Raw genomic sequence first — 23,802 nt, 5'->3', positions numbered from 1 at the left:
CCTTGCGCTCTCGGCTCAGCGCTGCAGGTAGACCACGGCCTTGTCGCCATAGTCCGCGGTGCCGATTTCGCGGAACCCGAGACGCTGGTGGAAGCGGACCGACCCCGGATTGGCGGGCCGGGTATTGACCTCGCAGACGAAGGGCTGCCCTTCCGCCGCGAAGCGGTCGAACAGACCCTGATAGAGCGCCTCGCCGATGCGGTGGCCGCGCAGCTCCGGCGCGACGCAGATCCGGTCCGTATAGAAGAAGCGGGCGACGTTCTCCTGAAGCCACTTGAAGTTCCGGCTGTCATAGTCTGCCGTCTCATCATAGCAGAGGAGGAAGCCAACCGGCATCTCGTCCTTCACGGCGACGATGCAGGCGCGCGCCTCGGCGATCTGGTCGGTCAGCTCCTCGGCGGAGAGATCGTTCACGGCAGGAACCGCACCGGCGTTCATGGCCAGGAGGGCTGCAAGATCGCCTGCGCGGAAGCCCCGGATCGAAAGAGTTGCATTCGCGGCGGTGACAGGGGCAGGCGACTGGGTCATCGCGGGATCTCCGGTTTGGGCGTGGCGGGAGGGCAGGGGCGAGGCGGCGTGCCGCCAGCGGACTTGCGGTTCGACGCGCTGGCGCAGGCCACATGGGGCCTTCGGTCTCCCGGTCTTGTGGCTTCCGTTTACAGAAGGGGCGCGCGCGATGCCAGAGCTTTCCTGAACGGCGCCGGGGACCAGGATCTGCCCTGTCAGCCGGGCAAGCCGACGAGTGTCGCGTGGCTTCGGACGGTCGAGTGCCTTTGTGCGTGTGTCAGTCCGAAGGGGGAGGGCAATGGGGGCTGCGGACATCGAGCCGGAGGGGAAGGCAGGGCGACGCGAGCCAGGGGGACGGCGGGGTCGCCAGCGTGAGGCGCAAACGTCCTTGGAAAAGAAAAAGGGGAGGCCCGAAGGCTTCCCCTTGATGCTTTCCGCTGATCCCGTCGACCTCTGATCCGCTCGTCCCTGACGCACCCTGTCAGTCGCAAGCCGGTCTCATCGTTCGGGACACGTCTCCGCGGCAGACCGTGGAGACGTGAAAGGATCAATCGTCGTCGCCGTCGTCGTAGCCAGCGTCGTCTGCGTCAGATGCGGTGGCGGCACCTTCGCCTTCACCTTCGATCAGCTGCAGGTTCACGGCCTTCGGGCCCTTGCCGCGACGATCCGGTTCGGTCTCGAATGAGATCCGCTGGCCGCTGTCGAGGACGGTCATGCCCGAGCGTTCCACGGCAGAGATGTGCACGAAGACATCGTTCTCGCCGTTGTCCGGGGTGATGAAGCCGAAGCCCTTGTCACCCTTGAAGAACTTCACGGTGCCGTTCTGACGGGGACCGCGTTCCACCGGAGCGTCGAATTCCGGACGGGGACGACGCGGACGGAAACCGCCTTCACGGTCACCACCGCCGAAGCCACCTTCACGGTTGCCGCCGCCGTAGCCGCCTTCGCGGCCGCCACCAGCGCCACCGCCATAGCCGCCTTCACGACGGGGGCCGCCGTAGCCGCCGCCTTCACGGCGCGGGCCGCCGAAATTGCCGCCCTCGCGACGTTCGCCGCCGCCTTCACGACGACCACCGCCAGCGCCGTAACCGCCGCTGCCTTCACGACGACCGCCGCCGTAACCACCTTCGCGATCCCGGTCGCCATAACCGCCTTCTCGACGACCCGCACCATAGCCACCATCACGGCCGCCGCCGTAATTGTTGTCGCCATAGCCGCCGTAGCCGCCGCCAAAATCGTTGCCGCCAAAATCACTGCCGAAGTCTTGCGGACCGCCAAACTCGCGCTTGCCGCCGCGACGTCCACGCGACCGCCGGTCCGAATCACCATCGTGCATTACCAAATCACCCTAACTGCGTGCCTACCGCTCTTCGGCACTGTAGCTTTGAAACTCTCCCGCGAAACGCGGGGTCCCTTTGACCTGCGTGTGACTCACGCCGGTCCACATGAAAACAGGCTTGGGCTGTACTACGTCGCCGCAAATCCCATACCAGTCCGCTGCAAATTCATCATAAGGGCGGGCGGGGCGGAATCGCAAGCGAATCCTTGAAAGTGATGTCAATTACTTTCCGTAGCGGGAGGCCAGATGCGGCCCCATTCCGACAGCGGTGTTTCTTGCCCGTCACAGGTCGAGCGGCTCGCCTCCTCTGTCAGCGCGAAGGCGGAACCTGTCCAGCGCCAGCGGCTCCAGACACCGCAATCGCCGATGCCGGACCCCCGGAAGAGGCTGTCCAATTCGAGGCTGGGGGCGTCCCAGTGCAGGTTGTAGAGCAGGTCCATTGCCACCGGTCCCTGGTCGGACATGCGGGCGAAGGACAGCTGGCGCGTCTTGCCATCCGCACCAGCGAGCAGGGCCACATAGGCGGCGTTATAGGCGCCGGGGGCTCCGCAGGGCAGGAGATAGAGGGTGAGCTTGTCGTCGAGGGGGGCTGCCACCGCATCCAGATTGGGGAAAATGCCCGGATCCACGTCGGAACAGAAGCGGTTCGCGTCCCAGGCAGCCGCGATGGCGGGCGGCAGGGTGGCCGGATCGACGATCGGCAGGGCATGCGGGGCGTCCTGCGCCAGGGCCTCGCCCTTCGTCTGGATGGCCGAGGTGGTGCCTGTGCGACGCTGCTGGTCGTCCAGCCAGGACAGGGAGGCCATCAGTCCCTTGAGCGGGATCTGCAGGGACACCGTCTCCTCGCCGATGGGCAGGTCCATGCGCAGGGTCTTGCCCGCCACCATGGCGCGCAGCAGTGTGTCGGTGGCCGGGCCTGCCGGATACCAGAAGCCTTCGCCGCCAAGCGGGCGGAACCCGAGGGGCGCGGTGATCGCGGCCTGGCTTTCCCGCAGCTGGGCCACCTGGATCTCGTCGACGGCCTTGCCATCGATCCACAGTTTCAGCGCCTTGTCCCCGTTGAGCGCCGCATTGGCCGTGATGCGCACGAGCGCCGGGGCTTCGGCCGGCCAGTTGCGGACGATGCGCAGATCGAGCCAGACGGACCGGTCACGGATCAGCGCGGAGGCGGTGCACAGGCCCGAATTGGTGCAGGCGACCGACCAGCGATCAAAGCTCGGCATGGTGCGCGGACGCAGCACGGCGGGTGTCGCGGAGGACGGGGAGGCGGCCGCTGCGGTCGTCGCCTTCGTCGAAGATGTTCCAGATGCGACGGAAGCGGCCGGGACGCCGGCGTGATTGCCTGGCTGATTGCCAGCCCCAGGCGCGCGCGGGCTCGTTTCCCCGCCGGCCGGATTGGCACGCGGGCTGGGGGAGGTGCCTTCCGGCAGCTTGCCTGTGGCGGGATTGGTGGCCGGAACGGGAGGGCGAATGTCCTTCGCCTGCGCAGCCGAAACCCCGCAGAGCAAGGCAGCTGCGAGCAGAAGCGGACGGAGCGGGCGGCGCGGTGTCATCGGTGTCTTGCAACCTTGTTGTGCCCGAGGCTGTCCATGGGGCCAATCTTCTTGTACGAAACCGGAAGGAGAAGGAAAAGGCTCGATCCCGCAAAGCCTCGCGGGAATATGCGTTTTCCCTCAGCTTCAACAGGTTCCGGACGGGGCCGGGGATCGGGAGCGCGCCTGTGCGCGTCAAGGGTCGCCGTGGTCCTCTTCTGCCGCACTCACAAGGGATGTGCCCGCCATGACCTCTTCATCCAACGCTGCTTCGTCCCAAGGGGCGGATCAGGATCTTCCGCCGCTGCAGATCCTGATCGTGCAGGTCTCCGCCTTCCAGCAGAATTGTTCGATCCTCTGGGATCCGCGCACCATGGTGGGCGCGGTGGTGGATCCGGGGGGAGATGTGCCGCTGCTTCTCGAAGCCATTCGCGAGAATGGGGTAAAGGTGGAGAAGATCGTCATCACCCACGGTCATATCGATCATGTGGGGGGCGCGGCCGATCTTGCCGCCGAGCTCGGGGTGCCGGTGGAAGGACCGCACGAGGCGGACCGGATGCTTTTGAAGCGGGTGAGCGATCAGGCGCGCCAGTTCGGCTTGCCGGACGTGAAGACCGTGGAGCCGGACCGCTGGCTGGAAGACGGGGACACCATGGAAATGGCAGGGCGCAGCTTCGACGTGCTGCATTGCCCGGGTCATGCGCCGGGGCATGTGGTGTTCTTCGACCCGGAGCTGCGCCTGGCGATTTCCGGGGATGTGCTGTTCAAGGGCTCGGTGGGCCGGACGGATCTGCCGGGCGGCGATCATGCAACGCTCATTCGCTCGATCCGTGACAAGCTGCTGCCTCTGGGCGATGACGTGAGTTTCCTGCCCGGCCATGGTCCGGCTTCGACGCTCGGCGAAGAGCGCAGGACCAACCCGTTCCTCGTTTGATCCGAGAAAAAGGGCGGGGCTCCGTCGGAGGCCCGCCCTTGAACATGACCCGGAGCCGGTGGCTCAGAGGATGGATCTGAGCGCCTCGATCCGGTCGTTGACCAGCCAGCCGTAATAATTCTCGCGTGGCCAGGCCTGACCGGAAGACCGGAAGCGGGCTGCCCGCTGCCAGGGGTCGCCGAGGTTGTAGAGCGTGGCGGTCAGGCCCGGATTTCCGGAAATGTCGACCTTGGCCACGGACTTGTAGGCCTCGATGGCCTCCTGAATGATCGCGGCCATGTAATGCAGCGACCGGTTCGGGTCCATGGTGGCGCCATAGACGTCGCCGGCGTCGCGGGCGTCGAGCTTGCGCAGGCCCGAGACCCGGTTCACCCGGTCGCTCATCTTGAGCACGGTCAGGGGGCTCAGCTGGCCGAGGCCGAAGCTCTGGCCGGCGAAGAGGGGCTGGAAGAAGGTCTCGTTGAAGCTCTTGCCCGGATAGCGCACGCCATCCACCCGGCGGCCGCGGAACCTGCTGTCCCAGATGCGCTCGTAGCAGCTCCACAGGCGCGAGCTGTCGGCGCTGTCGCGGCTGCAGCTCTCGAACTGGGGCTTGGTCACGAAGTCCATGACATGCTCGCCCTCATAGGCGAAGTCGATGCTGAGCCCCGCATAGGACAGGGCCTTGATGTAATAGGACTGGGCGCTGTCGAGGGTGTTGTAGTTGTAGGTGTGTTCGCCGACGATCGCGCCGATCATGTGGATCGGGTCGATGCCGTATTTGCGGGACACGCTCTTGATGGAGCCGATCAGTCCCTTGTCCCGGCGCAGCACCGCGACGACCTTCTCGAACTTGGCGTTATAGCTGGAGTCGAAAGCCTGGGTTCGGCGGGCGGAGGCATAAGGGATTTCGGGCTGACTGGCCGAGCGATTGCCTTCCGGCGCCTTGCGCAGGGTCGACTGGGACAGGGCGGGAGCCGGCGCCATCAGGCTGGTCGCCATCAGAGCCACGGCCAGCGGCATGGCAATCGCGCGTCGGATATGACGTGCCAGACGTCCGAACCCTGATCCGGCGGTGAGGAACATCCGCTCTTCCAAAATCCAAGCTCCTCCTGGCGAGGGAAAAGGGAGGCGCCAGGTCATGCAAACGGTTATTGCCACATGGCGGTTCCGAGTGTCGCCACAGTTGCGAACCTCCTCGAGGCCCGAAACAGGCGTGATCCCCTGCCATGGGGCGAGCCCTTGCGCCCCATATGCGGCAGCCTTGTGGCAGCCTGCGGGCCAAGGGACTCAAATTCCCGAAAAAAGTCGCGCCAAGAAAACATTCCGCAGGGTCCAAGGCAAGGGCTGTCGGGCGCTTTCTGACCCTTTGGCGAACCCCCTGCCAAAACCTCTGGGGATTGCGGGTAAAGTCGCGTGATGGAGGTTCGTTCCGTGATGGCCATCACACGTGCGGCGCGTCGAAACGGGTAGGGTCGGCGCGCCTTGCCCAGCTTGGGATTAGGAAGCCTGTCCGACGAGCTTGTTCCGCAGAGAGCGGTTGCTGGTCGACGATCCGAGCCAGATGTCGAAGAAGGCGCGGGCAAAGGCCGGATCGCGGATCTCGCCGATCTTGCGGCTGCCGGAGTAGAATACCGCCGAACCCTGCGCCGTCTTGACACCGATGAGGGACTGACCCGCCTTCACATTGGGAAAGATGCCGCTCATCTGCTCTTGCCAGCTGGCGAGGGAGGCCTCCGACGCCCGGCCCTGCTTGCGGATCTCGTCGATCGATTTCTCCGCAATCGCGGTTCCCTTGAAGTCGCGCCGGTAGGTGAGCGCGAGCGCAAAGGGGCCGTCGGGGGCATAACGACCCTGAGGCGCGTAGAGGCTCGCATCGAACACGGGCAGGCCAAAGAAGGTGAAGCGGCCCTCGCCGACGAGTTCTCCGCCGGCCACCAGCCGTGCTGCCGCCGGCTCTGCCCGGGCCGGGCCGATGGTCTGTATAAGAAGGGTAATCGCAAGGGTGGCGAAGAGGGCAAGGGTCGCGAGGGACCTCACCGACTGCCGGCGGGTGGCCTCCGCACTGGTGCGGGGCGGACGCGTGCTGGCGGTGTCTCCGGTCAAAAGGCTCGGGATCGGATCGCTGTACATCTCGGGTCCTCCAGAAAAAGCGGCTGAAGCAGGGACGGCTCGGGAGCCGGTCCTTGCGGCAATGCAGCAGTTACGTTTCGAGCCGCCGTTCAGATCCATCACATTTGCGTAAGCGCAGCGGGATCCGTTGCGGGAGAAGTTTCCGCAAGGACAACTTATCGATGGTCGCGTCATCTGAGACGGTCCATTTTAACGTTCGGGGAGAGCCGGATGTGCTAAGCTCGAAATCGTGATTGGATCACGGTGACGCAACGGCGGATTGCCGCTTTCCTCGAGCCGCTGCTCTCCGGAGAATGGCGGTTTCCAGGGAGCCGTGAGGGGACTGGTTGCAGGCCTCTGCCGCTGGCCCGTAATGCGATGACTTCGGGTTGGAGGTGCCCGGAAGGGGCTTTGTCCCGTGAAACCTCCCTTCGGCATGATTTTTCGGGCGGACTGATCAGGGAACGGACGGGATCATGAATGACTTCAGCATGAAACGGGGGGATGGACAGCGCATTCGGACCGATCGGCCGAAGCTCTACCGTGTCGTCCTGCTCAACGACGAGTTCACGCCTCAGGACTTTGTGCTCACACTTCTGCGTCAGGAGTTCCGGCTGGATGGCAGTCAGGCCGGGCTTGTTCTGGCGACCGCGCATGAAAAGGGCGCCTGCATGGTCTCGGTCTATCCAAGGGATGTTGCGGAGACCAAGGCAGAGCGCGGCATCGATGCTGCCCGGCGTGCCGGCTTTCCGCTGCATTTCACGGTCGAACCGGAAGAGTAAGCGACCGGGCGCTGCCCAGAGGATTCTGGCCCAGATCTCTGCCGCCTGTCGGATCCCGCTGCTGCCGATCAGCGCTGTCCTGTTCCAGAGCGCCGCAGCTCGCAGATCCTGCGCCAGTCGTGCCTGCTCCAGACTTTCCTGCCGAGGTGATGAAGCTGAGCGCGCGCTCACGGGGCGTGATCCGGTCCAGTTCCGGTTCAGGGACCGACGCGGACCGGGCTCGGTGCGCCCGAGGCGCAGAGCGGTCAGATGGACAGTAAAGGCACCCAGGCGCCAAGGCCCGGAGCATGTCTGCTCCGGGCCTCGTCATTTCATCATTCTCGCAGGTCCCTGCGGTGTTCAGTCGCCGCGCAGGCGGACGACAGTGCTGATGGCCGGCTTCTGGGGCGTCTTGCCCTTTGCGTCGTGCGTCGTCTCCTGAGGGGCCGGTTCGCGGGAGAGCACGCTGCGCGTCAGGGCGTCCCGGGTTTCGCGGGCCAGCCGCTCGCTGTCCGGATCGGACAGTCCGGAGCCATCCAGGGAGAGGTCATGCTCCTTGGCCCGCCCGGTGAGCGTGGTTTCTCCTTCCGGGCGATCGCTTCCAATCTCGTCCTCGAAGTCATCCATGGCCGTGTCGAAGGCATAGTCCTCGAAGGAATAAGGCCGTTCGGTCTCGCGCTGGGCGCCGGGGGAGAGGGCGAGGCTTTCCCAGGTGCCGTCGTCTGCGGCTGACGACGAGGCATAGGCAGAGGTGTTCTCGCCGGGCTCGCCGGTCAGACCCAGTTCCTCGGCCGGGCCGCGGCCTTCCATGGCGATCTGGTAGTTGCGCACCAGACCCTTGAGCTGGACGATCTGCTCGTTGGCAAGATCCACCTGCAGCTTGTAGTTCTGCAGCTTCTTGTTCTCCTGAACCAGATCCTCGATCCGGTCCGCATATTTCTGCGCCTGGTTGCGCTGATGGTTCAGGTCGGTCAGCGCCGAATTGTAGCGCAGGTTCAGCTCGCGCAGCTTCTCGCTGGCGGTGACCAGATCATTGCGGTCGCGCTCATGGTTCTTCTGGGCACTGCCGAGCAGGTGTTCGATCTCCTGCATGCGCTTGACGAGATTGCGGTTCTTCTCCCGCAAGCCGGTGTTGTCGCGGGTCATTTCCTGCAGGGTCTGGGCCGAGACGCGGCGCTGGGACGACAGGGTCTCGACCTCGGACTTCAGGGTGTAGATCTCGTTGTCATGCTTGCGCTGTTCCTCTTCCAGCCGCGAGCGGGCAAAGGAAAGTTCCTGCTGAGCCATGTCGAGCTGGGACTTGAGGTCGATGTTGTGGCTGCGCACCTCCGCATTCTGGCGCTTGGTCGCCTCGAGCTGGGTGGAGGTGACATTGGCCCGCTTCAGCTCCTCATCCAGCTGCTGGGCGCTTTCGGACAGCTTCTGCTGCAGGTGCTTTTCCCGGCCGTTCATCTCCTCGAGATTGGCCTGCAGGGCTTCCGAATGGGCTTCCAGGGCCTGATACTTGGCCTCCAGGTCACCGAGCGAGCCCCGCAGTTCCTCGGTGAGGGTCCGGGTCTGGAGCAGCTCAAGGCTCTGGGCCTTGTGGTCCTCGTTGACCTTGCGGTTGTTGTCGCGGATTGAAATCAGCTCGTTGCGGGCGGTCTCCAGGGCCGTGCGGGTCTCACCGTGGCGCTTGCGCAGGGCGCTGAGCTCCGCCTGAGCCTCGGCCAGCTGGCCAGACAGGGAGTGAACCTTGTGATTGGAGTCGATCAGGTCCGTTGAGATCTTGGCGTTCTCCGACTTGAGCCGGATCTCGGTTTCCACCTGGGCGCGGGAGCGCTCGAGGAAATCCGTCAGCATGGAGATGCTGTGGCGGCTTTCCATGTAGAGGGTGTTCATCTGCTCGAAGGCCTGGGTCAGGCTGCCGAGCCGGGTCTTGAGCCCGTCGAGCTGGTGCTGCTTCTCCTGAAGTTTCAGAGCGAAGGGGGAGAGGTGACGGTCGTCGCCGAAAGCGTCCTCCTCCTCGATGCCGGCTTCCATGTCCTCTGGCTCGGACGTGGCGCTGCGGCTGCCCGTGCGCAGATCTCCTGAACTCAGGCTGCCCGCCGGTCCGGAGCCCTGACGGCCGGCGTGGGCCGTGCGATACAGTTCGCGTGCCAGCTGTTCCGAGGCGCGGGCCTCGACGGAGCGTGTGTCCGCAGAGCGGGCCAGCGGCAGCCAGCCTTCCTGTCCGGTCGCCGGATCGCCTTCACGCGGGCCTTTCCCGGTGGGATCATCTGGACCCGAGCCTCCCCGGCGCGGACCCGGGATGCCCCCCGGCTTGGACGGACGCGACGACCTGGAAAACAGCCCCATCTTTGACCTCCTGGATACCCTGACCGGTCGCGCGTGACCTCCTCACCCGCCCGGTCAGGCAATGGTTAAGGAAGAGTAAACGGCGAATGACCGCGGGCGGCAAGTGGTAAATTTCCGCAGGGTCAGTTTTGGGGCGCCACAACGGACTCATGGCGGGGCGTCGAAGCGAATCCGTTCCGGGGCGCTTTCCGGCTCCAAGGGGCGCAGGGGCGGGGAAGCGTGTTGCGAAAACGGGCCGGAGAGCGGGGATGCCGCTCTCCGGCGCCTCTCACCGGCCCGGGCGGCCGGTCTTTTTCGGGCGGCCGCGGCGGCGGTTTTCCTCGGCCGGATCTTCATAGGAACCGGCGCCGATCTTGCCGCGAACCAGGGGCTTCTGCTCTTCGGCACCGCTGTCGAACTTCGGCTTCTGGGGCACGGGCCCGCTGGCCAGGGGCACCTCGGTGCGGCCGACGGTCATTTCGTCCAGGGTGTTCTTGCGGACCTTGGCCGAGGGGCTGAGCGTGCCGCTGGCCTTGCCGCTTGCGGCCCTCGCCCGGTCGGCAGCGGTTTCCTTCTTCTTGCCGGAGGCGCCGGACTTGGTGCCGCCGGCACCGAACTTGCGGTCGCCCTGATAGCCGCCGGTCTTCTCGTCGATGGAGGACTGGCGGGCCATGGCGTCGTCGGCCACGGCCAGCTCGGTCTCGCGCAGGCGCTTGACCTCGTCGCGGAGGCGGGCTGCGGTCTCGAAGTCCAGATCTGCGGCGGCTTCGCGCATCTTCCGTTCCAGATCGTCGATATGGGCCTTGAGGTTGTGGCCGACCAGCGAGCCTTCCTCGGCAAAGCCTGCTTCCACGGTGACGTGGTCCTGCTCGTAGACGCTCTGGAGGATGTCGCCGATGTTGCGCTTCACGCTTTCGGGCGTGATGCCATGCTCCTCGTTATAGGCGAGCTGCTTCTCGCGGCGGCGGTTGGTCTCGGCGATGGCCCGCTCCATGGAGCCGGTCATGTTGTCCGCATAGAGGATGACCTTGCCGTCGACGTTTCGGGCCGCGCGGCCGATGGTCTGAACCAGCGAGGTTTCGGAGCGCAGGAAGCCTTCCTTGTCCGCATCGAGAATGGCCACCAGCGCGCATTCGGGAATGTCGAGGCCCTCGCGCAGCAGGTTGATGCCGATCAGCACGTCGAAGGCCCCGAGGCGCAGGTCGCGGATGATCTCGATCCGCTCCAGCGTGTCGATGTCCGAGTGCATGTAGCGCACACGCACGCCGTTCTCATGCAGATATTCGGTCAGGTCCTCGGCCATGCGCTTGGTCAGCGTGGTGACCAGGGTGCGATAGCCCTTGGCGGCGACGGCACGCACCTCGCCCAGCAGGTCGTCGACCTGGGAGGAGGCGGGGCGAATGTCGATGACCGGATCCACCAGGCCCGTGGGGCGAATGACCTGCTCGGCGAAGACGCCGCCGCTCTGTTCCATCTCCCAGCTTCCCGGAGTCGCTGAAACGGCGATGGACTGCGGCCGCATGGCGTCCCATTCCTCGAAGCGCAGCGGCCGGTTGTCCATGCAGGAGGGCAGGCGGAAACCGTATTCCGCAAGGGTTGCCTTGCGGCGGAAGTCGCCCCGGTACATGCCGCCGATCTGGGGAATGGTCACGTGGCTTTCGTCGGCGAAGACGATGGCATTGTCCGGCAGGTACTCGAAGAGGGTCGGGGGCGGCTCGCCGGGCGCACGGCCGGTGAGATAGCGCGAGTAGTTCTCGATGCCCTGACAGGATCCGGTGGCTTCCAGCATCTCCAGGTCGAAGCGGGTGCGCTGTTCCAGGCGCTGGGCCTCCAGCAGGCGGCCATGGGCGTTGAGCTCTTCCAGGCGCTGCTTCAGCTCGGCCTTGATCGACTTGATCGCCTGGGTCAGCGTCGGCTTCGGGGTCACGTAGTGCGAGTTGGCGTAGACCTTCACCTGCTTCAGCTCGCCCGCCTTGCGGCCGGTCAGCGGATCGAACTCGGTGATGGCCTCGATCTCGTCGCCGAACATGGAGATGCGCCAGGCCCTGTCCTCATAGTGGGCGGGGAAGAGCTCGATCGTGTCGCCGCGCACCCGGAAGGTGCCGCGCTGGAAGGCCGCGTCGTTGCGCTTGTACTGAAGCGCGACCAGATCGGCGATGAGCTGGCGCTGGTCGATGCGCTCGCCCACCTCGATGGCGAAGGTCATGGCGGTATAGGTCTCGACCGAGCCGATACCGTAGATGCAGGAGACCGAGGCGACGATGATCACGTCATCGCGTTCGAGCAGGGCACGGGTGGCCGAGTGGCGCATTCGGTCGATCTGCTCGTTGATGGAGCTTTCCTTCTCGATGTAGGTGTCCGTGCGCGGGACATAGGCTTCCGGCTGGTAGTAGTCGTAGTAGGAGACGAAATACTCCACCGCGTTGTCCGGGAAGAAGTTCTTGAACTCGCCGTAGAGCTGGGCCGCCAGGGTCTTGTTGGGGGCCAGGATGAGGGCCGGGCGCTGGGTGCGCTGGATCACCTGGGCCATGGTGTAGGTCTTGCCGGAGCCGGTGACGCCAAGGAGAACCTGGGTCTGCTCGCCCGAATTCACCCCCTCGACCAGTTCGGCGATTGCGGTCGGCTGGTCGCCGCGCGGCTCGTATTCGGACTTCAGGACGATGGGCACGCCGCCTTCCGACTTCTGCGGGCGTTCCGGCCGGTGGGGAGTCCAGATCTTGCCGCCCTTGTGCAGCGGGTTGCCGCTCTCGATCAGCGCCGACAGCGCCTCGACCGTCGCGGTGGCGCCCTGGTTGCCCGTCAGCTCGCCGAACTTGGCTTCCGCCTTGCTCTTCTTCTTGTTGTCCTTCTTGTGCTGCTTGAGCCGGGTTTCCAGCTCCTCGGCCTCTTCCAGGGTCATGTCCATGCCCGCGACCGGGTTCAGACCGCCTGCGGCGCGTTCACGCGCGCTGTCGGCCTTGCCCATGGAGGTGCCCCGGGCGGATTTCGCGGGTTTGTCCGTCTTTCCGCTCACGCCGGATGTGCTTCGCACATCGGCTGCGCGGGTGCGGCCTGACCGGCCGGCGGGCACTTGCCCTTGCGCACCTTCGGTGCGGTCCTCCTGCTCGGTCACATCTCGTCCGGTTGCGGCTTTCCCTTGCGGGCCTTTGGCCGCCGGCTTTGCAGCTTCCTCCTCGATCTGCTCCTCGATCTCCCGGGCCCAGTCGCTGATGGAGCCGGACAGGGGAACACCCTCGAAGGGCGCCTGGGGCGCTTCGCCGAAACCCTCGGGGCTCGAGGTTTCAGGATCAAGTTCGGTCGGGGAGGCGGGCTTCTTGCTCATGGGCTGCAATATGGGACGAGTCCGTGGCGGAGAAAAGAGCTCGTTTCGGTTTTGTTCCCGCCTTGCCGCCCGTTTGCCCGGCTTCCTGCCGGGAGTGTGTCAGGAAGCCAGGCTCTGGTTGCTATGAAAATTGCAAGGTTTGCGTTCGCGAGCGATTTTCATTGCGTGGCTGACAGATAAAGCCAATCGGGCAGTCCGTGAGATCGGAAGTCGATGTGAAGGCGGGTTCGGCCACCAATTCATAGGCACAGAATGCCTGGCCCGAAACAAAGCGCTCGAAAGTGGTGGGAGAGGTATCCATGACGATCGAGCCGGCTTGATCAACCATGGCGGTTGCCGCGGCACAGGACATGGACTGGACAAGTGGCCTCGCCTCTGCAGCGGTCTGCATGATCAGAACTGTTGCTGTGATCAGAGCAAGTTTCGATGGATTGGGCATGTAATGCTCTCTGAGAAGTGTTGTTACCTCAGGAGCAGGATGAGCCGGAGAGCATGCAGCTCAAATTGTTAGAATTTTCAGTCCTGGCGCAATTTGTATGGAAGCGTGAATGATCAATTATCGTGTGGGCTGAAACCCGAAACACGCTGTTCATTGTGCCGCAAGACTAACCTGCCTCGAGGTCTGGCTTGAGCAGGTGTCCCCAGTGAACCGTTCAGGCTCTGGCTGGTTCTACGAGCGAGAACATGGCGCCCTGAGGGTCTTGGCAATTGGCAATACGCGATCCACCGGGCACCTCTTGCGGGCCGTGGAGAACGGTGCCCCCATTGGTGGAGACCCGATCCACGGCAGCCTCGATGTCATCCACGCAGAAGTAATAGGCCCAGAGCGGCACGGGTACCTGAGGCATCTTGGTCATGATACCGGCGAAGGCCGGGCCGTCGCGCCGGACGGTCTGGTAGATGCCCAGCTCTCCCATGTCGACGGCCATGTCCTTCTGCCAATCGAACATCTCCGCATAGAAGTCGAAGGCGGCAGGTCCGTCACCGGCGTGCAGTTCGTGCCAACCGACGGTCCCCTGGGTTCCAGGCGCAGGCTCGTCCGGCATGGGGCCGTCCATTGGCCCGGGTTCGAACAGACAGATGGCCGCTCCTTGCGGATCCGCGAGAGAGGCAAAGCGGCCGATGTTCGGAATATCCGCCGGGCCGAAATGAACCGCGCTCCCTTTGGCCGTCATCCGCCTTACCATGGCGTCGAGATCCATGACGCCGATGTAGCCGATCCAGTGGGGCGGGACTCCGGCCTGTTCCATCTCCTGGGGGCGGGGCAACATGCCTGCCGTTCCCATCTCGAAGCCGGGCACATGTAGCATCGTGTAGTCAAAACCGGCCATGGAATTGACGCTTGTGGTCCATCCCAGCACCTTCGAATAGAACTCCGCGGCCAAGGCGGGGTCGGTGGTGTAAAGCTCGTACCAGACGAAAATTCCCTGCATCTTGCTTGCTCCATCCTCGGGTCCGTCGGCCCGACATTGTCCGCCTCTGCGGGGGCGGTGCGTCAAAGTGGATGTCATTCCGCAGCCGGGTGGCGTCCAGCGTGCTTGCTCCGGCAGTTGTTCGGCCAGATACTCACCGAGACTATCGGGTACTCTTCTTCACCACCAATCCTTCTCGACCGGGTCGGGTATGAAGATTACGTATGGGAAGTTTGCATTTTGGATTGATATCAACATAATCGAGCCATGTCAAATCAACGGATGATCCCCCTCGCAAGAACGCTCCATGTAAAGGATACCTGTCTGTGCCTGGCGGCCCAGCGGGCCGCGCGTACCCTTGCGCGGAGGTTCGATCTCGCCTTCCAGCCGGTTGGGCTGACCAATCAGCAGTTTTCCCTGCTCATGTCGCTGAACCGGCCGGAGCCTCCGGCGATGGGGCCGGTGGCAGAGCTGCTCGCCATGGATCGAACCACCCTGACGGCTGCCCTCAAGCCGCTGACGAAGAGGGGATGGGTCCGGACGGAGCCCGACCCGAAAGATCGCCGGGGCCGGCTGCTTTTCCTGACCTATGAGGGGCAGCAGATCCTTGCGCAGGCCCTGCCGATCTGGCAAGCGGAGCATCTCGCGCTTGAGGAAAAGCTCTCGGAGGTTGACCTGGTCGAGCTGCGCCGCGGCCTCGCAAACCTTGCGGGGTGAGGGGAGCTTGGGAAGAGGTCCCGACCTTGCCCTTTGCGATGATCAGGCTTCGGGCTTCTTGTGCCCGTCGGAATGGCCGAGGTCCATGTCGGGCCAGACCAGATCGCGCAGGCGCTGCTTGAGTTCCTTGGGCTGGGGGAAGCCGCCGTCGACCTTGCGGTCCCAGACCGGTTGGCCGTCACAGGTGATGGTGAAGACGCCGCCCGTTCCGGGCACGAGGGTCAGGGCGCCGATCTCTTCGGAAAATGTGCTGAGCGCCTCCTGGGCCATCCAGGCGGAACGCAGCAGCCATCCGCATTGGCGGCAGTAGGTGATGATGATATGGGGTCCGGGAAGGTCTTGCATGGAAAGGCTTTCGATCCGGGTTGGGCCGCCAGAACGGGACACGGGACTTGCCATATTTCGACGATCCTGTCCGGGACGACAAGGGGGCTGCCTTCGAGACCTGTCGACAGGCGCTGGCAGATCTTCCCGAGGTTTCACAGCAAATGGGGGGGCTCATCGGCGCCCGGCCGCTCGGGGGGCTGACGAACCGGGTTTTCTGGCTGGAGGCCGCGCGGGGAGACTTCGTGCTGCGCTTGCCGAGAGCCGCCTCGGCGTCCCTGATCGACCGGCGCGCGGAACGCCAGGCGCTTGAGGTCGCGGCGCGCCTCGGGGTCGGTGTGCCGCCCATCGTCTGCGACGCGGAGCGCGGAGTGCTGCTGCTGCCCGGCCTGAAGGATGAAGGCCCCGCCACGCCTGCCCAGGTAGGGGCGGTGCTTGCACGGTTGCATGGCTCACCCGAGCCCTTCGAGGCGGTCCGCGCCCTGCCGCCGTATCTGGACCTCTGCCGCGACCGGCTGAGGGGCTCGGAGGAGGCTCTGGCGCTGTCTGAACCGGCAAGCGAAGCGGCCTCCGCGCTGATGGGTCTGCTCGCGGCGGAGCCCCTTGTGCCCTGCCACTTCGATCCGGCACCGGGAAACATCCTTCTGGTGGAGGGCCGGGCGCTTCTGGTCGATTTCGAATATGCCGCGATGGCGCCTGCCGCCTGGGATCTGGCCTATGCCTGCCTTGAACATGACTATGACACCGACGCGGAAGCAGCCTTTCTGGACGCTTATGGCGCGGGATCGCGACGGCCGCCGCAGCGGGTGGTCGAGGCCTGCAAGGTGATCTGTGACGTGATCTCCATGCTGTGGGCGCTGGATCAGCAGGCCCGCGGCAACGACGCGGACGACTTCACCGGCTTTGCCCTGCAGCGGCGCGACCGTGCGCTCGCCCGTCTTGCGGCCATGGGCTGACCACGCTTCTAGTCGGACTGGGCCGCCGGGGGCAGAAGACCGGCTGGCGGTGTCTGGCGCAGGCAGCTGGCATAGGTGGTGTTCAGATCCTCCCTCAGCACGGGATCCTCGGGCTGTTCCACGAGGCGCGCCCAGGCGCCGCGTCCATCCATGTCGCTCTGGGTGCAGGTGCAGGCGGCCCGGCAGGCTTCCGCATCGCCATAAGTCGCCGCACAGGAGGCCTGGCACCCGTCGATGAAGGCGATGGCGTCCCGGTCCGGGGCGCCGAAGACCAGGGCGATCACCCAGACGGTTCCGTAAAGCAGGGGCTGGTGCAGCAGATAGATCGGCAGGGACTTGCGGCCGAGCAGGCGCAGCAGGCGTCCGGGACGGCTCGCTCCGGCCGTGGCGTCGAGGGCGGTGAGGGCCTTGCGGCGGCCGGTCGCCGTTTGCTCAAGCCAGCCGGTCAGCAGGCCTGCAAGGCCGAGCCCCAGGAAGACCAGTCCGGACCAGGGGATCAGCGGCACATAGTCGACGGCGTCGCTGTCGGGCACTCCGAGCCCGGTCCAGAGCCAGAGGTCGCCGGCAAGTGTCTCCACGGGTGGCGCGAAGCCAAGCGCCAGAAGCGCGGCGCCAAGACCGAAGGCCATGAACGGCGGACGGGTGACGGCAACAAGCGCCATGACGCTGGAGACCGCCATGCAATGGAGAATGCCGAAGCGGACCATGCTGGGGCCGAAGGTGGTCCACGTGATGAGCGAGACGGCGGCAGCCGCCGCGACGAGAATGGCTTCGCGACGCAGGAAGGACGTCCAGCGGATGCCGGTGCCGTGGGCCAGCCGAAGGGAAACCCCCGAGAGGAAGAGGAAGGATCCGGCGATGGCGGCGGCGAAGCCGCGCCAGGCGGGATCGGTCGAGACGGCCCAGTCCACATAGCCGAACCAGGAGAGGTCCCACGACAGGTGATAGATCACCATTGCGATGATCGCGAACCCGCGCAGCATGTCGACGATGGCAAGCCGGCCTGTGCGGCCGCGCGGGGAGGAAGACTTGGGAAACTGTCGGTCGGACGCGGTCACAATGTGCCCCTGGGCCTCTAGCGACCGGTCCGTCGGGTCGGGACAGTCAGCCGCTGAAGGCGTTGATGAGAAGACTGATCAGGCCTGTGCCGAGGATCATGGTGCCAACCATGGGCCAGGGCGAGGGTCTGCGAGGGGACAGGATATCCTGGGGTGCCGGATCCTGAAGCATGTCGCCGCTCCTTCGTCTGTTTCGTGCTCCCGACCGGAGGCTTGTGCCCGGGAAGGGGAGGGTTGCGCCGGGCTCTCTGCCGAAGGGGCGAGGGGCACGGCTTCCGAGTACTCCACGCAACGCGGTACCGGAGTGTCCGGTTCCAGCCCTGAAGAGTGGCTGCGCACTACAGGTGACGAAAGATGGTAAATGAAGCCTTAACGGGGTTTTCCAGAGGAAAGGCTTCCCTTGGGTCCGCAGGGCCTGTCAGTCCTGCGGAGGGATGCGTCAGACGGGTCAAATCTTGCTCGCCGTGGCCTCAAAGGCCGAGCGTGTCGAGGCCGGCCTCCAGGTGGTCGGCCAGAAGAGGCTGCCCCAGGAAATATTCGCAGCTGGCCGTCTTCGTGGTGGATTGTGCGCGCTCCTGCGCATCCTGCATGACCTGTTCCAGATCATCGGCCTCGAAATCGCCGCGGCCGATCCACAGCAGGGCATAGAGTTCGGCGGTCTCGTCGACATTCATGTCCTGCAGCAGCTCGCGGAGCTCCTCTTCGGTCATGTCGTCGTTTTCTTCCTCAGCGAGGCCCTCGTGGTGATGGCTGTCGGTGAGGTTTTCCTCGTCGAATTCGACGTCGCCCTCGTGACCGTCTTCATAAGAGTCGGAGACGATCGAGTTTGCCATGCGGATCTTTTCGATGAGGAAGCGCACGCTTTCGGCGGACAGGTTGAATTCGACGGACATGGAAACTCCAGAAGCTCGGATGTGCCGGTGACGCACCGGCGGACAAGAAAACGGGTCCTCCTGTCGGACGAGGTCTCTCGCCGGAGACGGCTCGGGCGACACGGGGGGGCGCCAGTCTAAACGGACGGGCCCTCGTCAGGTTCCCCGAGGGGGGCGCCGCGCGGGGCCTTGGGGCAAGGCGTGCGGAAAGGCTGCGCACCTCCGACCGCCGGCACCCGGCTGCCCGCACAAGTTATGTCTTCATTTACAGACCCGGACAAGCTGCTAGACTTTCCGTTGCGGAAACTTTGCGAGGTGGCTTCCATGACTGACGCACGCATGTCTTTCACGATCCGGTCCGCATCTGGGGGCAGGTCACTCCGGCGACGGATCGGTCTCTATACCCGCCAGGGCGCGCTGGCGCTGGCGTTCCTCGGCGCGCTGGTCGTGCCCGCAGCGAGCGACTGCACCTGCCGCGACCGACAGGGCAATGATCGCGATCTCGGTGAGGTGATCTGTCTTCAGGTGGGGGGACGGATGTATCTCGCCAGATGCGAGATGAACCAGAACATGACGGTCTGGAAGGAAGTCGCCGACGGGTGTCCCTCGGCGGCGGTCGCGCCCCTGTGCCCGGCTGGGGACCAGGCCCGGCCGCTTGTCCAGACCCGGACGGATCTGGCGGAGAGGCTGGTCGCGACGCGACTGTGACGGCAAGGGACGCCTCGGTGCGCCCGGTTGCGCCTGAGGCATTCGGCCTCGCGCGGGCCGGGATCAGGTCGGCGTGTGCTGTTCCAGCACCTGAGGCGTCAGCATGGCGGGCGATGACGTGCGGCTGACGGGGCTCTCCGGTCCCCATGCGGCGGCGAAAGTCAGGCCGATGGCCATGAGCAGGCCGAGACCGATCGCCACGATGAGCTTGCGCGCTTCGGCAATGTCGGCCTGGGTCTTCTGACGGCGGGTGCGGCCGAAGCGGGTGGTCTGGGTGGGCGTCGCCCAGCGGTTGATCGAACGGGCAGCCGGCAGATCGTCGTCCGCCACGCTGGACGTGGTGTTTCCGGATGACGCTTCGGCACCCAGAGTTTCCTGTTCCCGCTTCAGCAGAACCAGAGACGGCCTGGCCGCAGCGCGGTCGGCCACGTTCTGAAAGGGCGTGGTCTGCGCCATGTCGGGACGGGTGGCAAGCTGGCGGGACATCACTGGATCTCCGGGCGCGGGCGCACCAGGCGGGAGGTGTGTTCGCGGAAGATCTGGCGCTCGAGAGCTTCGGCGCGGCGCGGGGCGTCGGCGCTGACCAGGTCCCGGAAGAGGCGGCTGGCCAGATGGGCGGTCGCGAGGCTCATCAGGGCAAAGGCCACGGTCAGGGCGATGAGCAGGGGCGACTGATCGGTGGTTTCCGACAGGATCCGCGGCAGCACGGCGGCAACGGAGGCAAGAATGGCGCCGGTCAGAAGCAGTTCGAATCTGCTCGAACCGGAGCCTTTGTGGGGAGCCGCGCCGGTCTGGCCGCGGGACACGGATCTGGATGCCATCCTCTTCTCCTTCCAAAAGAAACTGGCGCTTCAATGCTCCCGGAAACACGCAACAGAGGGAGGGCGCTGCCTTTTGACAAGGCTGAGACTGGGGGAGGAGTTGGCCGGCCGAAAGACGCCATTTCGGCACTTCCGGTGTCATTTTGTGGCAAGGATGTGGCGACGTTTATCTCCGTTAGAAATCGGTTAACGCCGGGGTCCGGTCAGCAGAGGCTGCGGTCTAGCCTGCCATGCAGTGCCGGGGGGCGACTGCCTGCGGAAAATACCGATGACGGTCAAAATGGACCGTCAGGATTCATATCTTTTTTGCTTTTCCGACAGACATTTGACGTAACGAACACGACCGAGAGATCGGACCAGAAGAAGCCCATGACCACAGTACCGGCACCCAAGATGATGCAACCCGCCGCCCCGGAAACGGAGAGCGCGGAAGACATCGCCCTGCCGATCTCCGAAAAGCCGAATGGGCTGACCCTCGCGGGCCTGCAGTTTTTCATCGCCGACATCAACCGGAAGACCATCCTCTGGCACGAGATCGGCTCCCAGAGCTTTGACAGTCGGGTGCGCGACATTCAGGAGGCTCCGCTCTCCGAGGCGCTGGGCCTGCTGACCCAGGAGGACAAGCGCACGATCCTGCGTCTGGTGCAGGGCGCGATCCGCGACGGCAAGGCAGGGCCCTTCGATGTGGGCGGCGGCGCCGATCACCGCATTCCCGGCATTCCGCTTGTCGCTTACCGTTATCCGGTCAGCGATAACCGTATTCTTGCCATCTGCTTCCCATCGATCGGCGAGGATGATGCCAACCCGGGCAATATTGCCCTCGGGCTTGCGCCGATTCTTCAGCATTTCGTCGCCAGCACGAACCGGATCGTTCTGCTGGTCGATAATTTCGGCTATGTGCGCTTTGCGAGCGAAGGGTTCATCCGGGCCTTCGGGATTTCCGACATCAAGCTGGTGCTAGGCCGCAACATTGCCCATGTGCAGAAGAGGGTGGGGCGGACCATCGTCTCGCTCTGCATTGCCTCACTGACGCGCCGGGCGAGTGCCACCGGGCGCGGCAAATTCCTGCTGGCTTCGGGCGACACGCTGGAGCTGGCCTATAACGCCATGCACTTCCGCATCGGCGGCAGTTTCGGCGGCGTTCTATTCTCGGCCGGGCAGATTGGCGGCGACACGGATTTCGCCAAGGTGTTCAACCTGGCGAGCGCGCCCATGATGGTCGTCAACATCCAGACCCGGATGATCGTGGCGGCCAATCAGTCGGCCATGAAGACCTATCATCTGACCCAGGAGATCATGGATACGCAGCCGATCACGGAAACGCTGCTGCACCCCAAGAGCTACTCCACCCTGTTGCAGACGGCTCAGCAGGGCTCGGACGTGCCCCAGTCGGTGGTCGTCAACTCTCTCAATGGCCAGTCGAAGAAGAAGCGTCTGAAGGCGGTGCTTCTGGAGGATGACAAGGCCCCGAAGCTGATGCTGGAAGCCCGCTCCTGAGCCCTTTGGCGCAATGTCATTCCATGCCGGGCCGAACCGGATCGACCAGAGCCCCGAAACGCAGGTTTCGGGGCTCTCTTTTTGCCGGTTCACCATCTGTTGCCCTTGCCAGCCCTGGCCTCAGGGACTAGGGTCCGCGCGCTTGGAATCTCCCGTCTCCCATGGAGGAAAAAATGGGCTTTATCGCCGATGCGCTGGCGCGTGTGAAACCGTCCGCGACCATTGCAGTCACCAACAAGGCTCGCGAGCTGAAGGCCGCCGGCCGGGACGTCATCGGGCTCGGCGCCGGTGAACCGGACTTCGACACTCCGGAGAATATCAAGGCTGCCGCCATTGCCGCCATCAACGACGGAAAGACCAAATACACCGCCGTTGACGGGATCCCCGAGCTGAAGGCTGCGATCTGCGCCAAGTTCAAGCGGGAGAACGGCCTGGATTACCAGCCGAACCAGATCACGGTGGGAACCGGCGGCAAGCAGGTGCTCTACAATGCCCTGATCGCCACCATCAACCCGGGTGACGAGGTTGTCATCCCCACGCCCTACTGGGTGTCCTATCCGGACATGGTGCTGCTGGCCGGTGGCGAGCCGGTGATCGTCGAGGCGGACAAGTCCACCTTCAAGATCACCCCGGAAGCGCTCGACGCGTCGATCACCTCGCGCACCAAGTGGGTCATCTTCAACTCGCCGTCCAACCCGTCCGGCGCGGCCTATACCCGCGACGAGCTGAAGGCCCTGACGGACGTGCTGCTGAAGCACCCGCATGTGTGGATCATGTCCGACGACATGTATGAGCACCTGGTCTATGACGGGTTCGAGTTCACCACTCCGGCCCAGGTCGAGCCGAAGCTCTATGACCGCACGCTGACCGTGAACGGCGTCTCCAAGGCCTATTCCATGACCGGCTGGCGCATCGGCTATGCCGGTGGTCCGGCCGAGCTGATCAAGGCCATGGCCAAGGTTCAGTCCCAGTCCACGTCCAACCCGAGCTCGATCGCCCAGTGGGCGGCCGTGGAGGCCCTCAACGGCCCGCAGGACTTCATCCCGGCCAACAACGAGGTCTTCAAGGGCCGTCGCGATCTGGTCGTGTCCATGCTGAACCAGGCGAACGGCATCTCCTGCCCGAACCCGGAAGGCGCGTTCTACGTGTTCCCGTCCTGCGCCGGCACCATCGGCAAGACCGCGCCGTCGGGCAAGGTCATCGAGACGGACGAGGACTTCGTGACCGAGCTGCTGGAAACCGAAGGCGTTGCCGTTGTTCAGGGGTCGGCCTTTGGCCTTGGCCCGAACTTCCGCATCTCCTATGCAACGGCGACGGAAGCCCTGGAAGAAGCCTGCACGCGCATCCAGCGCTTCTGCGGCAATCTGAAATAAGATTTCGGTCTCTCTGACCGGATGAACGAAGGGGCGGAGCAATCCGCCCCTTTTTCTTTGTGCGGAGGGCTTCTCCACAGGGTGCGAGAAATCTCAGGAACCAAATCCGACCGGTCGGGTTTTCCAGTCACGAAGAGGCGCCGACCGGCGACTCCGACAAGGCCCCGGGGTGTTGGGCAGACCACAGACGGTCAGACTGCCCCCCGGAAAACCGGCCCTTCAAACCGGAGACTGATGACATGACCCGCTTCGCCAAATTTGCGATGACCCTTTCGGCTGCCCCGATCTTGGCCGCAGCAACCGCCATGACCGCTCCTGCCATGGCCGCAGACGGCGCTCCTGGCGTCGAAATCGGCAAGCTGACCTGCGAGATCCAGAACGAGAAGAACTTCGTCATTGGCTCGTCCGCGACGCTTGGCTGCAGCTACAAGCCGGTGAGCGGTCCGGTCGAATATTATCACGGTGAGGTCGACGAGTTCGGCATCGATCTGGGCACCACGAATTCCGCAGTGCTGATCTGGGGTGTCGTTGCTCCGACCGTCGATAAGGATCCGGGCGCTCTCGCCGGTGAATACGGCGGCGTGACCGCCGGTGTCAGCGTCGGTGCCGGCATCAAGGCCAATGCCCTGATCGGTGGCTTCGACAAGTCGATCGCCCTGAACCCGCTCAGCATCGAAGGCCAGACCGGCCTGAACCTGACCGCCGGCATCAGCCAGCTGACCCTGAAGCCGATCAGCTGATCTGCCCGATCCATTCTGTTCAGCCCCGACAGAAGCCCGGGTTCTCTTCCGGGTTTCCCGTCCAACTTGCCGCCCCCCTTCAGTGGGGGCGGTTTTTTTCGTTCGCCGGCGCGATCCGGCGCATTGTGACCACCATTCTGCGAAGCCACGCTCCGCGTGGTTCAGTAGTGGGACTTGCAGGGCGGCGCGACGCCGTTGGCGCAGGGGGTGCCGAGCATCTGCTGGAATTCCTGGCGGCGCATGCGGTCCAGCCTCTCGTTCAGCTGGCGGGTGTGCAGATCGTTGAGCTGGCGGGTGCGGTTCTCGTTGAGCTGCTGTTCGGCCGAGGGAAGGCGCGCGCGCGGATCGGACGTGTTCTGACCGTAGAGCGCGCTCGCGCCGCCGCTCTGGGCAAGGACGTTCGAAGGGGCAACAGAGAGCCCGGCCGTCAGGCACGCGGTTCCAAGCAGCATCATGAGCATCAGGGCACGCTGGTGGGAAGGTCTCATGACCGGCTCCTCTCGCAATGGCGATCCGTTCAAG

At 64.7% G+C, this 23,802-nt stretch carries 24 protein-coding genes; 8 read left to right on the top strand and 16 right to left on the bottom strand.

The genetic code is table 11. The features are described 5' to 3' along the window. Positions 1–15: 15 nt before the first annotated feature. From FR728_RS11210 to FR728_RS11200, 3 genes are all read right to left on the bottom strand, one after another. Positions 16–528, bottom strand: a complete 513-nt coding sequence (locus FR728_RS11210) for a GNAT family N-acetyltransferase (RefSeq protein ID WP_149892744.1) — start codon at positions 526–528, stop codon at positions 16–18. A 526-nt stretch (positions 529–1,054) separates the two neighbouring features. Continuing rightward, complete coding sequence (locus FR728_RS19710) at positions 1,055–1,843, bottom strand: cold-shock protein (RefSeq protein ID WP_208998778.1); 789 nt, start codon at positions 1,841–1,843, stop codon at positions 1,055–1,057. A 221-nt stretch (positions 1,844–2,064) separates the two neighbouring features. Beyond that, positions 2,065–3,399: a DUF1176 domain-containing protein gene (locus FR728_RS11200; RefSeq protein WP_208998777.1), complete on the bottom strand. Its 1,335-nt coding sequence runs from the start codon at positions 3,397–3,399 to the stop codon at positions 2,065–2,067. A 226-nt stretch (positions 3,400–3,625) separates the two neighbouring features. On the opposite strand from FR728_RS11200, the gene FR728_RS11195 reads away from it, so the two are divergent. After that, the gene (locus tag FR728_RS11195) at positions 3,626–4,312 is read left to right on the top strand and encodes an MBL fold metallo-hydrolase (RefSeq protein WP_149892743.1); all 687 of its coding nucleotides are present in this window, start codon (positions 3,626–3,628) and stop codon (positions 4,310–4,312) included. A 63-nt stretch (positions 4,313–4,375) separates the two neighbouring features. Here FR728_RS11195 and FR728_RS11190 read toward each other — a convergent pair whose 3' ends face one another. Together FR728_RS11190 and FR728_RS11185 are read right to left on the bottom strand one after the other, a co-directional pair. Then, positions 4,376–5,314, bottom strand: a complete 939-nt coding sequence (locus FR728_RS11190) for a DUF1402 family protein (protein ID WP_149893111.1) — start codon at positions 5,312–5,314, stop codon at positions 4,376–4,378. 477 nt (positions 5,315–5,791) lie between these two features. Then, a complete protein-coding gene (locus tag FR728_RS11185; RefSeq protein ID WP_149892742.1) occupies positions 5,792–6,424 on the bottom strand; it encodes a chalcone isomerase family protein in 633 nt (210 codons plus the stop codon). 455 nt (positions 6,425–6,879) lie between these two features. Between FR728_RS11185 and FR728_RS11180 the strand changes: the two genes are divergently transcribed. Next, on the top strand, positions 6,880–7,185 hold the full coding sequence (locus FR728_RS11180) for an ATP-dependent Clp protease adaptor ClpS (RefSeq protein WP_149892741.1): 306 nt from the start codon (positions 6,880–6,882) through the stop codon (positions 7,183–7,185). 339 nt (positions 7,186–7,524) lie between these two features. On the opposite strand, the gene FR728_RS11175 is transcribed toward FR728_RS11180, so the two are convergent. From FR728_RS11175 to FR728_RS11160, 4 genes are all read right to left on the bottom strand, one after another. Further along, on the bottom strand, positions 7,525–9,501 hold the full coding sequence (locus FR728_RS11175) for a coiled-coil domain-containing protein (protein WP_149892740.1): 1,977 nt from the start codon (positions 9,499–9,501) through the stop codon (positions 7,525–7,527). Between the two features lie 268 nt (positions 9,502–9,769). Beyond that, a complete protein-coding gene (uvrB, locus tag FR728_RS11170) occupies positions 9,770–12,802 on the bottom strand; it encodes an excinuclease ABC subunit UvrB (protein WP_149892739.1) in 3,033 nt (1,010 codons plus the stop codon). Between the two features lie 121 nt (positions 12,803–12,923). Beyond that, entirely contained in the window at positions 12,924–13,241 is a 318-nt protein-coding gene (locus tag FR728_RS11165; protein WP_149892738.1) for a hypothetical protein, read from the bottom strand. A 214-nt stretch (positions 13,242–13,455) separates the two neighbouring features. Continuing rightward, positions 13,456–14,235, bottom strand: coding sequence for a VOC family protein (locus FR728_RS11160; protein WP_149892737.1), 780 nt, complete (start codon positions 14,233–14,235; stop codon positions 13,456–13,458). Positions 14,236–14,481: 246 nt separating this feature from the next. Here FR728_RS11160 and FR728_RS11155 point away from each other — a divergent pair, with 246 nt between their 5' ends. Continuing rightward, positions 14,482–14,931: a MarR family winged helix-turn-helix transcriptional regulator gene (locus tag FR728_RS11155; RefSeq protein ID WP_149892736.1), complete on the top strand. Its 450-nt coding sequence runs from the start codon at positions 14,482–14,484 to the stop codon at positions 14,929–14,931. Between the two features lie 42 nt (positions 14,932–14,973). Here the strand turns inward: FR728_RS11155 and FR728_RS11150 are convergent, their stop codons facing one another. Beyond that, positions 14,974–15,276, bottom strand: coding sequence for an Rdx family protein (locus FR728_RS11150; RefSeq protein WP_149892735.1), 303 nt, complete (start codon positions 15,274–15,276; stop codon positions 14,974–14,976). A gap of 47 nt (positions 15,277–15,323) precedes the next feature. On the opposite strand from FR728_RS11150, the gene FR728_RS11145 reads away from it, so the two are divergent. Then, positions 15,324–16,211, top strand: a complete 888-nt coding sequence (locus FR728_RS11145) for a choline kinase family protein (RefSeq protein WP_149892734.1) — start codon at positions 15,324–15,326, stop codon at positions 16,209–16,211. Between the two features lie 8 nt (positions 16,212–16,219). Here the strand turns inward: FR728_RS11145 and FR728_RS11140 are convergent, their stop codons facing one another. The 3 genes from FR728_RS11140 to FR728_RS11135 all read right to left on the bottom strand — a co-directional run bounded on the left by FR728_RS11140 (position 16,220) and on the right by FR728_RS11135 (position 18,162). Continuing rightward, complete coding sequence (locus FR728_RS11140; protein ID WP_208998776.1) at positions 16,220–17,269, bottom strand: acetyltransferase domain-containing protein; 1,050 nt, start codon at positions 17,267–17,269, stop codon at positions 16,220–16,222. Positions 17,270–17,315: 46 nt separating this feature from the next. Then, a complete protein-coding gene (locus tag FR728_RS19705) occupies positions 17,316–17,441 on the bottom strand; it encodes a hypothetical protein (protein WP_280115339.1) in 126 nt (41 codons plus the stop codon). Positions 17,442–17,739: 298 nt separating this feature from the next. Next, entirely contained in the window at positions 17,740–18,162 is a 423-nt protein-coding gene (locus tag FR728_RS11135) for a DUF3775 domain-containing protein (protein WP_149892733.1), read from the bottom strand. Positions 18,163–18,465: 303 nt separating this feature from the next. Between FR728_RS11135 and FR728_RS11130 the strand changes: the two genes are divergently transcribed. Next, positions 18,466–18,849: a hypothetical protein gene (locus FR728_RS11130; protein WP_149892732.1), complete on the top strand. Its 384-nt coding sequence runs from the start codon at positions 18,466–18,468 to the stop codon at positions 18,847–18,849. A gap of 63 nt (positions 18,850–18,912) precedes the next feature. Here FR728_RS11130 and FR728_RS11125 read toward each other — a convergent pair whose 3' ends face one another. Beyond that, entirely contained in the window at positions 18,913–19,335 is a 423-nt protein-coding gene (locus FR728_RS11125) for a hypothetical protein (protein WP_149892731.1), read from the bottom strand. Continuing rightward, a complete protein-coding gene (locus FR728_RS11120) occupies positions 19,335–19,670 on the bottom strand; it encodes a hypothetical protein (RefSeq protein WP_149892730.1) in 336 nt (111 codons plus the stop codon). Before FR728_RS11120 ends, FR728_RS11125 begins: the two co-directional genes overlap by 1 nt. Before the next feature lie 369 nt (positions 19,671–20,039). Between FR728_RS11120 and FR728_RS11115 the strand changes: the two genes are divergently transcribed. The 3 genes from FR728_RS11115 (at position 20,040) to FR728_RS11105 (ending at position 23,280) form a co-directional block, all read left to right on the top strand. Beyond that, on the top strand, positions 20,040–21,167 hold the full coding sequence (locus FR728_RS11115) for a PAS domain-containing protein (RefSeq protein WP_208998775.1): 1,128 nt from the start codon (positions 20,040–20,042) through the stop codon (positions 21,165–21,167). 173 nt (positions 21,168–21,340) lie between these two features. Further along, complete coding sequence (locus tag FR728_RS11110) at positions 21,341–22,540, top strand: pyridoxal phosphate-dependent aminotransferase (RefSeq protein ID WP_149892728.1); 1,200 nt, start codon at positions 21,341–21,343, stop codon at positions 22,538–22,540. A 239-nt stretch (positions 22,541–22,779) separates the two neighbouring features. Then, the gene (locus FR728_RS11105; protein ID WP_208998774.1) at positions 22,780–23,280 is read left to right on the top strand and encodes a DUF992 domain-containing protein; all 501 of its coding nucleotides are present in this window, start codon (positions 22,780–22,782) and stop codon (positions 23,278–23,280) included. 161 nt (positions 23,281–23,441) lie between these two features. On the opposite strand, the gene FR728_RS11100 is transcribed toward FR728_RS11105, so the two are convergent. Continuing rightward, positions 23,442–23,768 (bottom strand): hypothetical protein, encoded by a 327-nt coding sequence (locus tag FR728_RS11100; protein WP_149892727.1) that lies wholly within the window; start codon positions 23,766–23,768, stop codon positions 23,442–23,444. Positions 23,769–23,802: the final 34 nt, after the last annotated feature.

The sequence above is a fragment of the Roseibium aestuarii genome (assembly GCF_008477545.1).
Taxonomy (GTDB): domain Bacteria; phylum Pseudomonadota; class Alphaproteobacteria; order Rhizobiales; family Stappiaceae; genus Roseibium; species Roseibium aestuarii.
The sequence above is the reverse complement of the archived record's forward strand: the minus strand, read 5'-3'. Positions and strand labels throughout refer to the sequence as shown.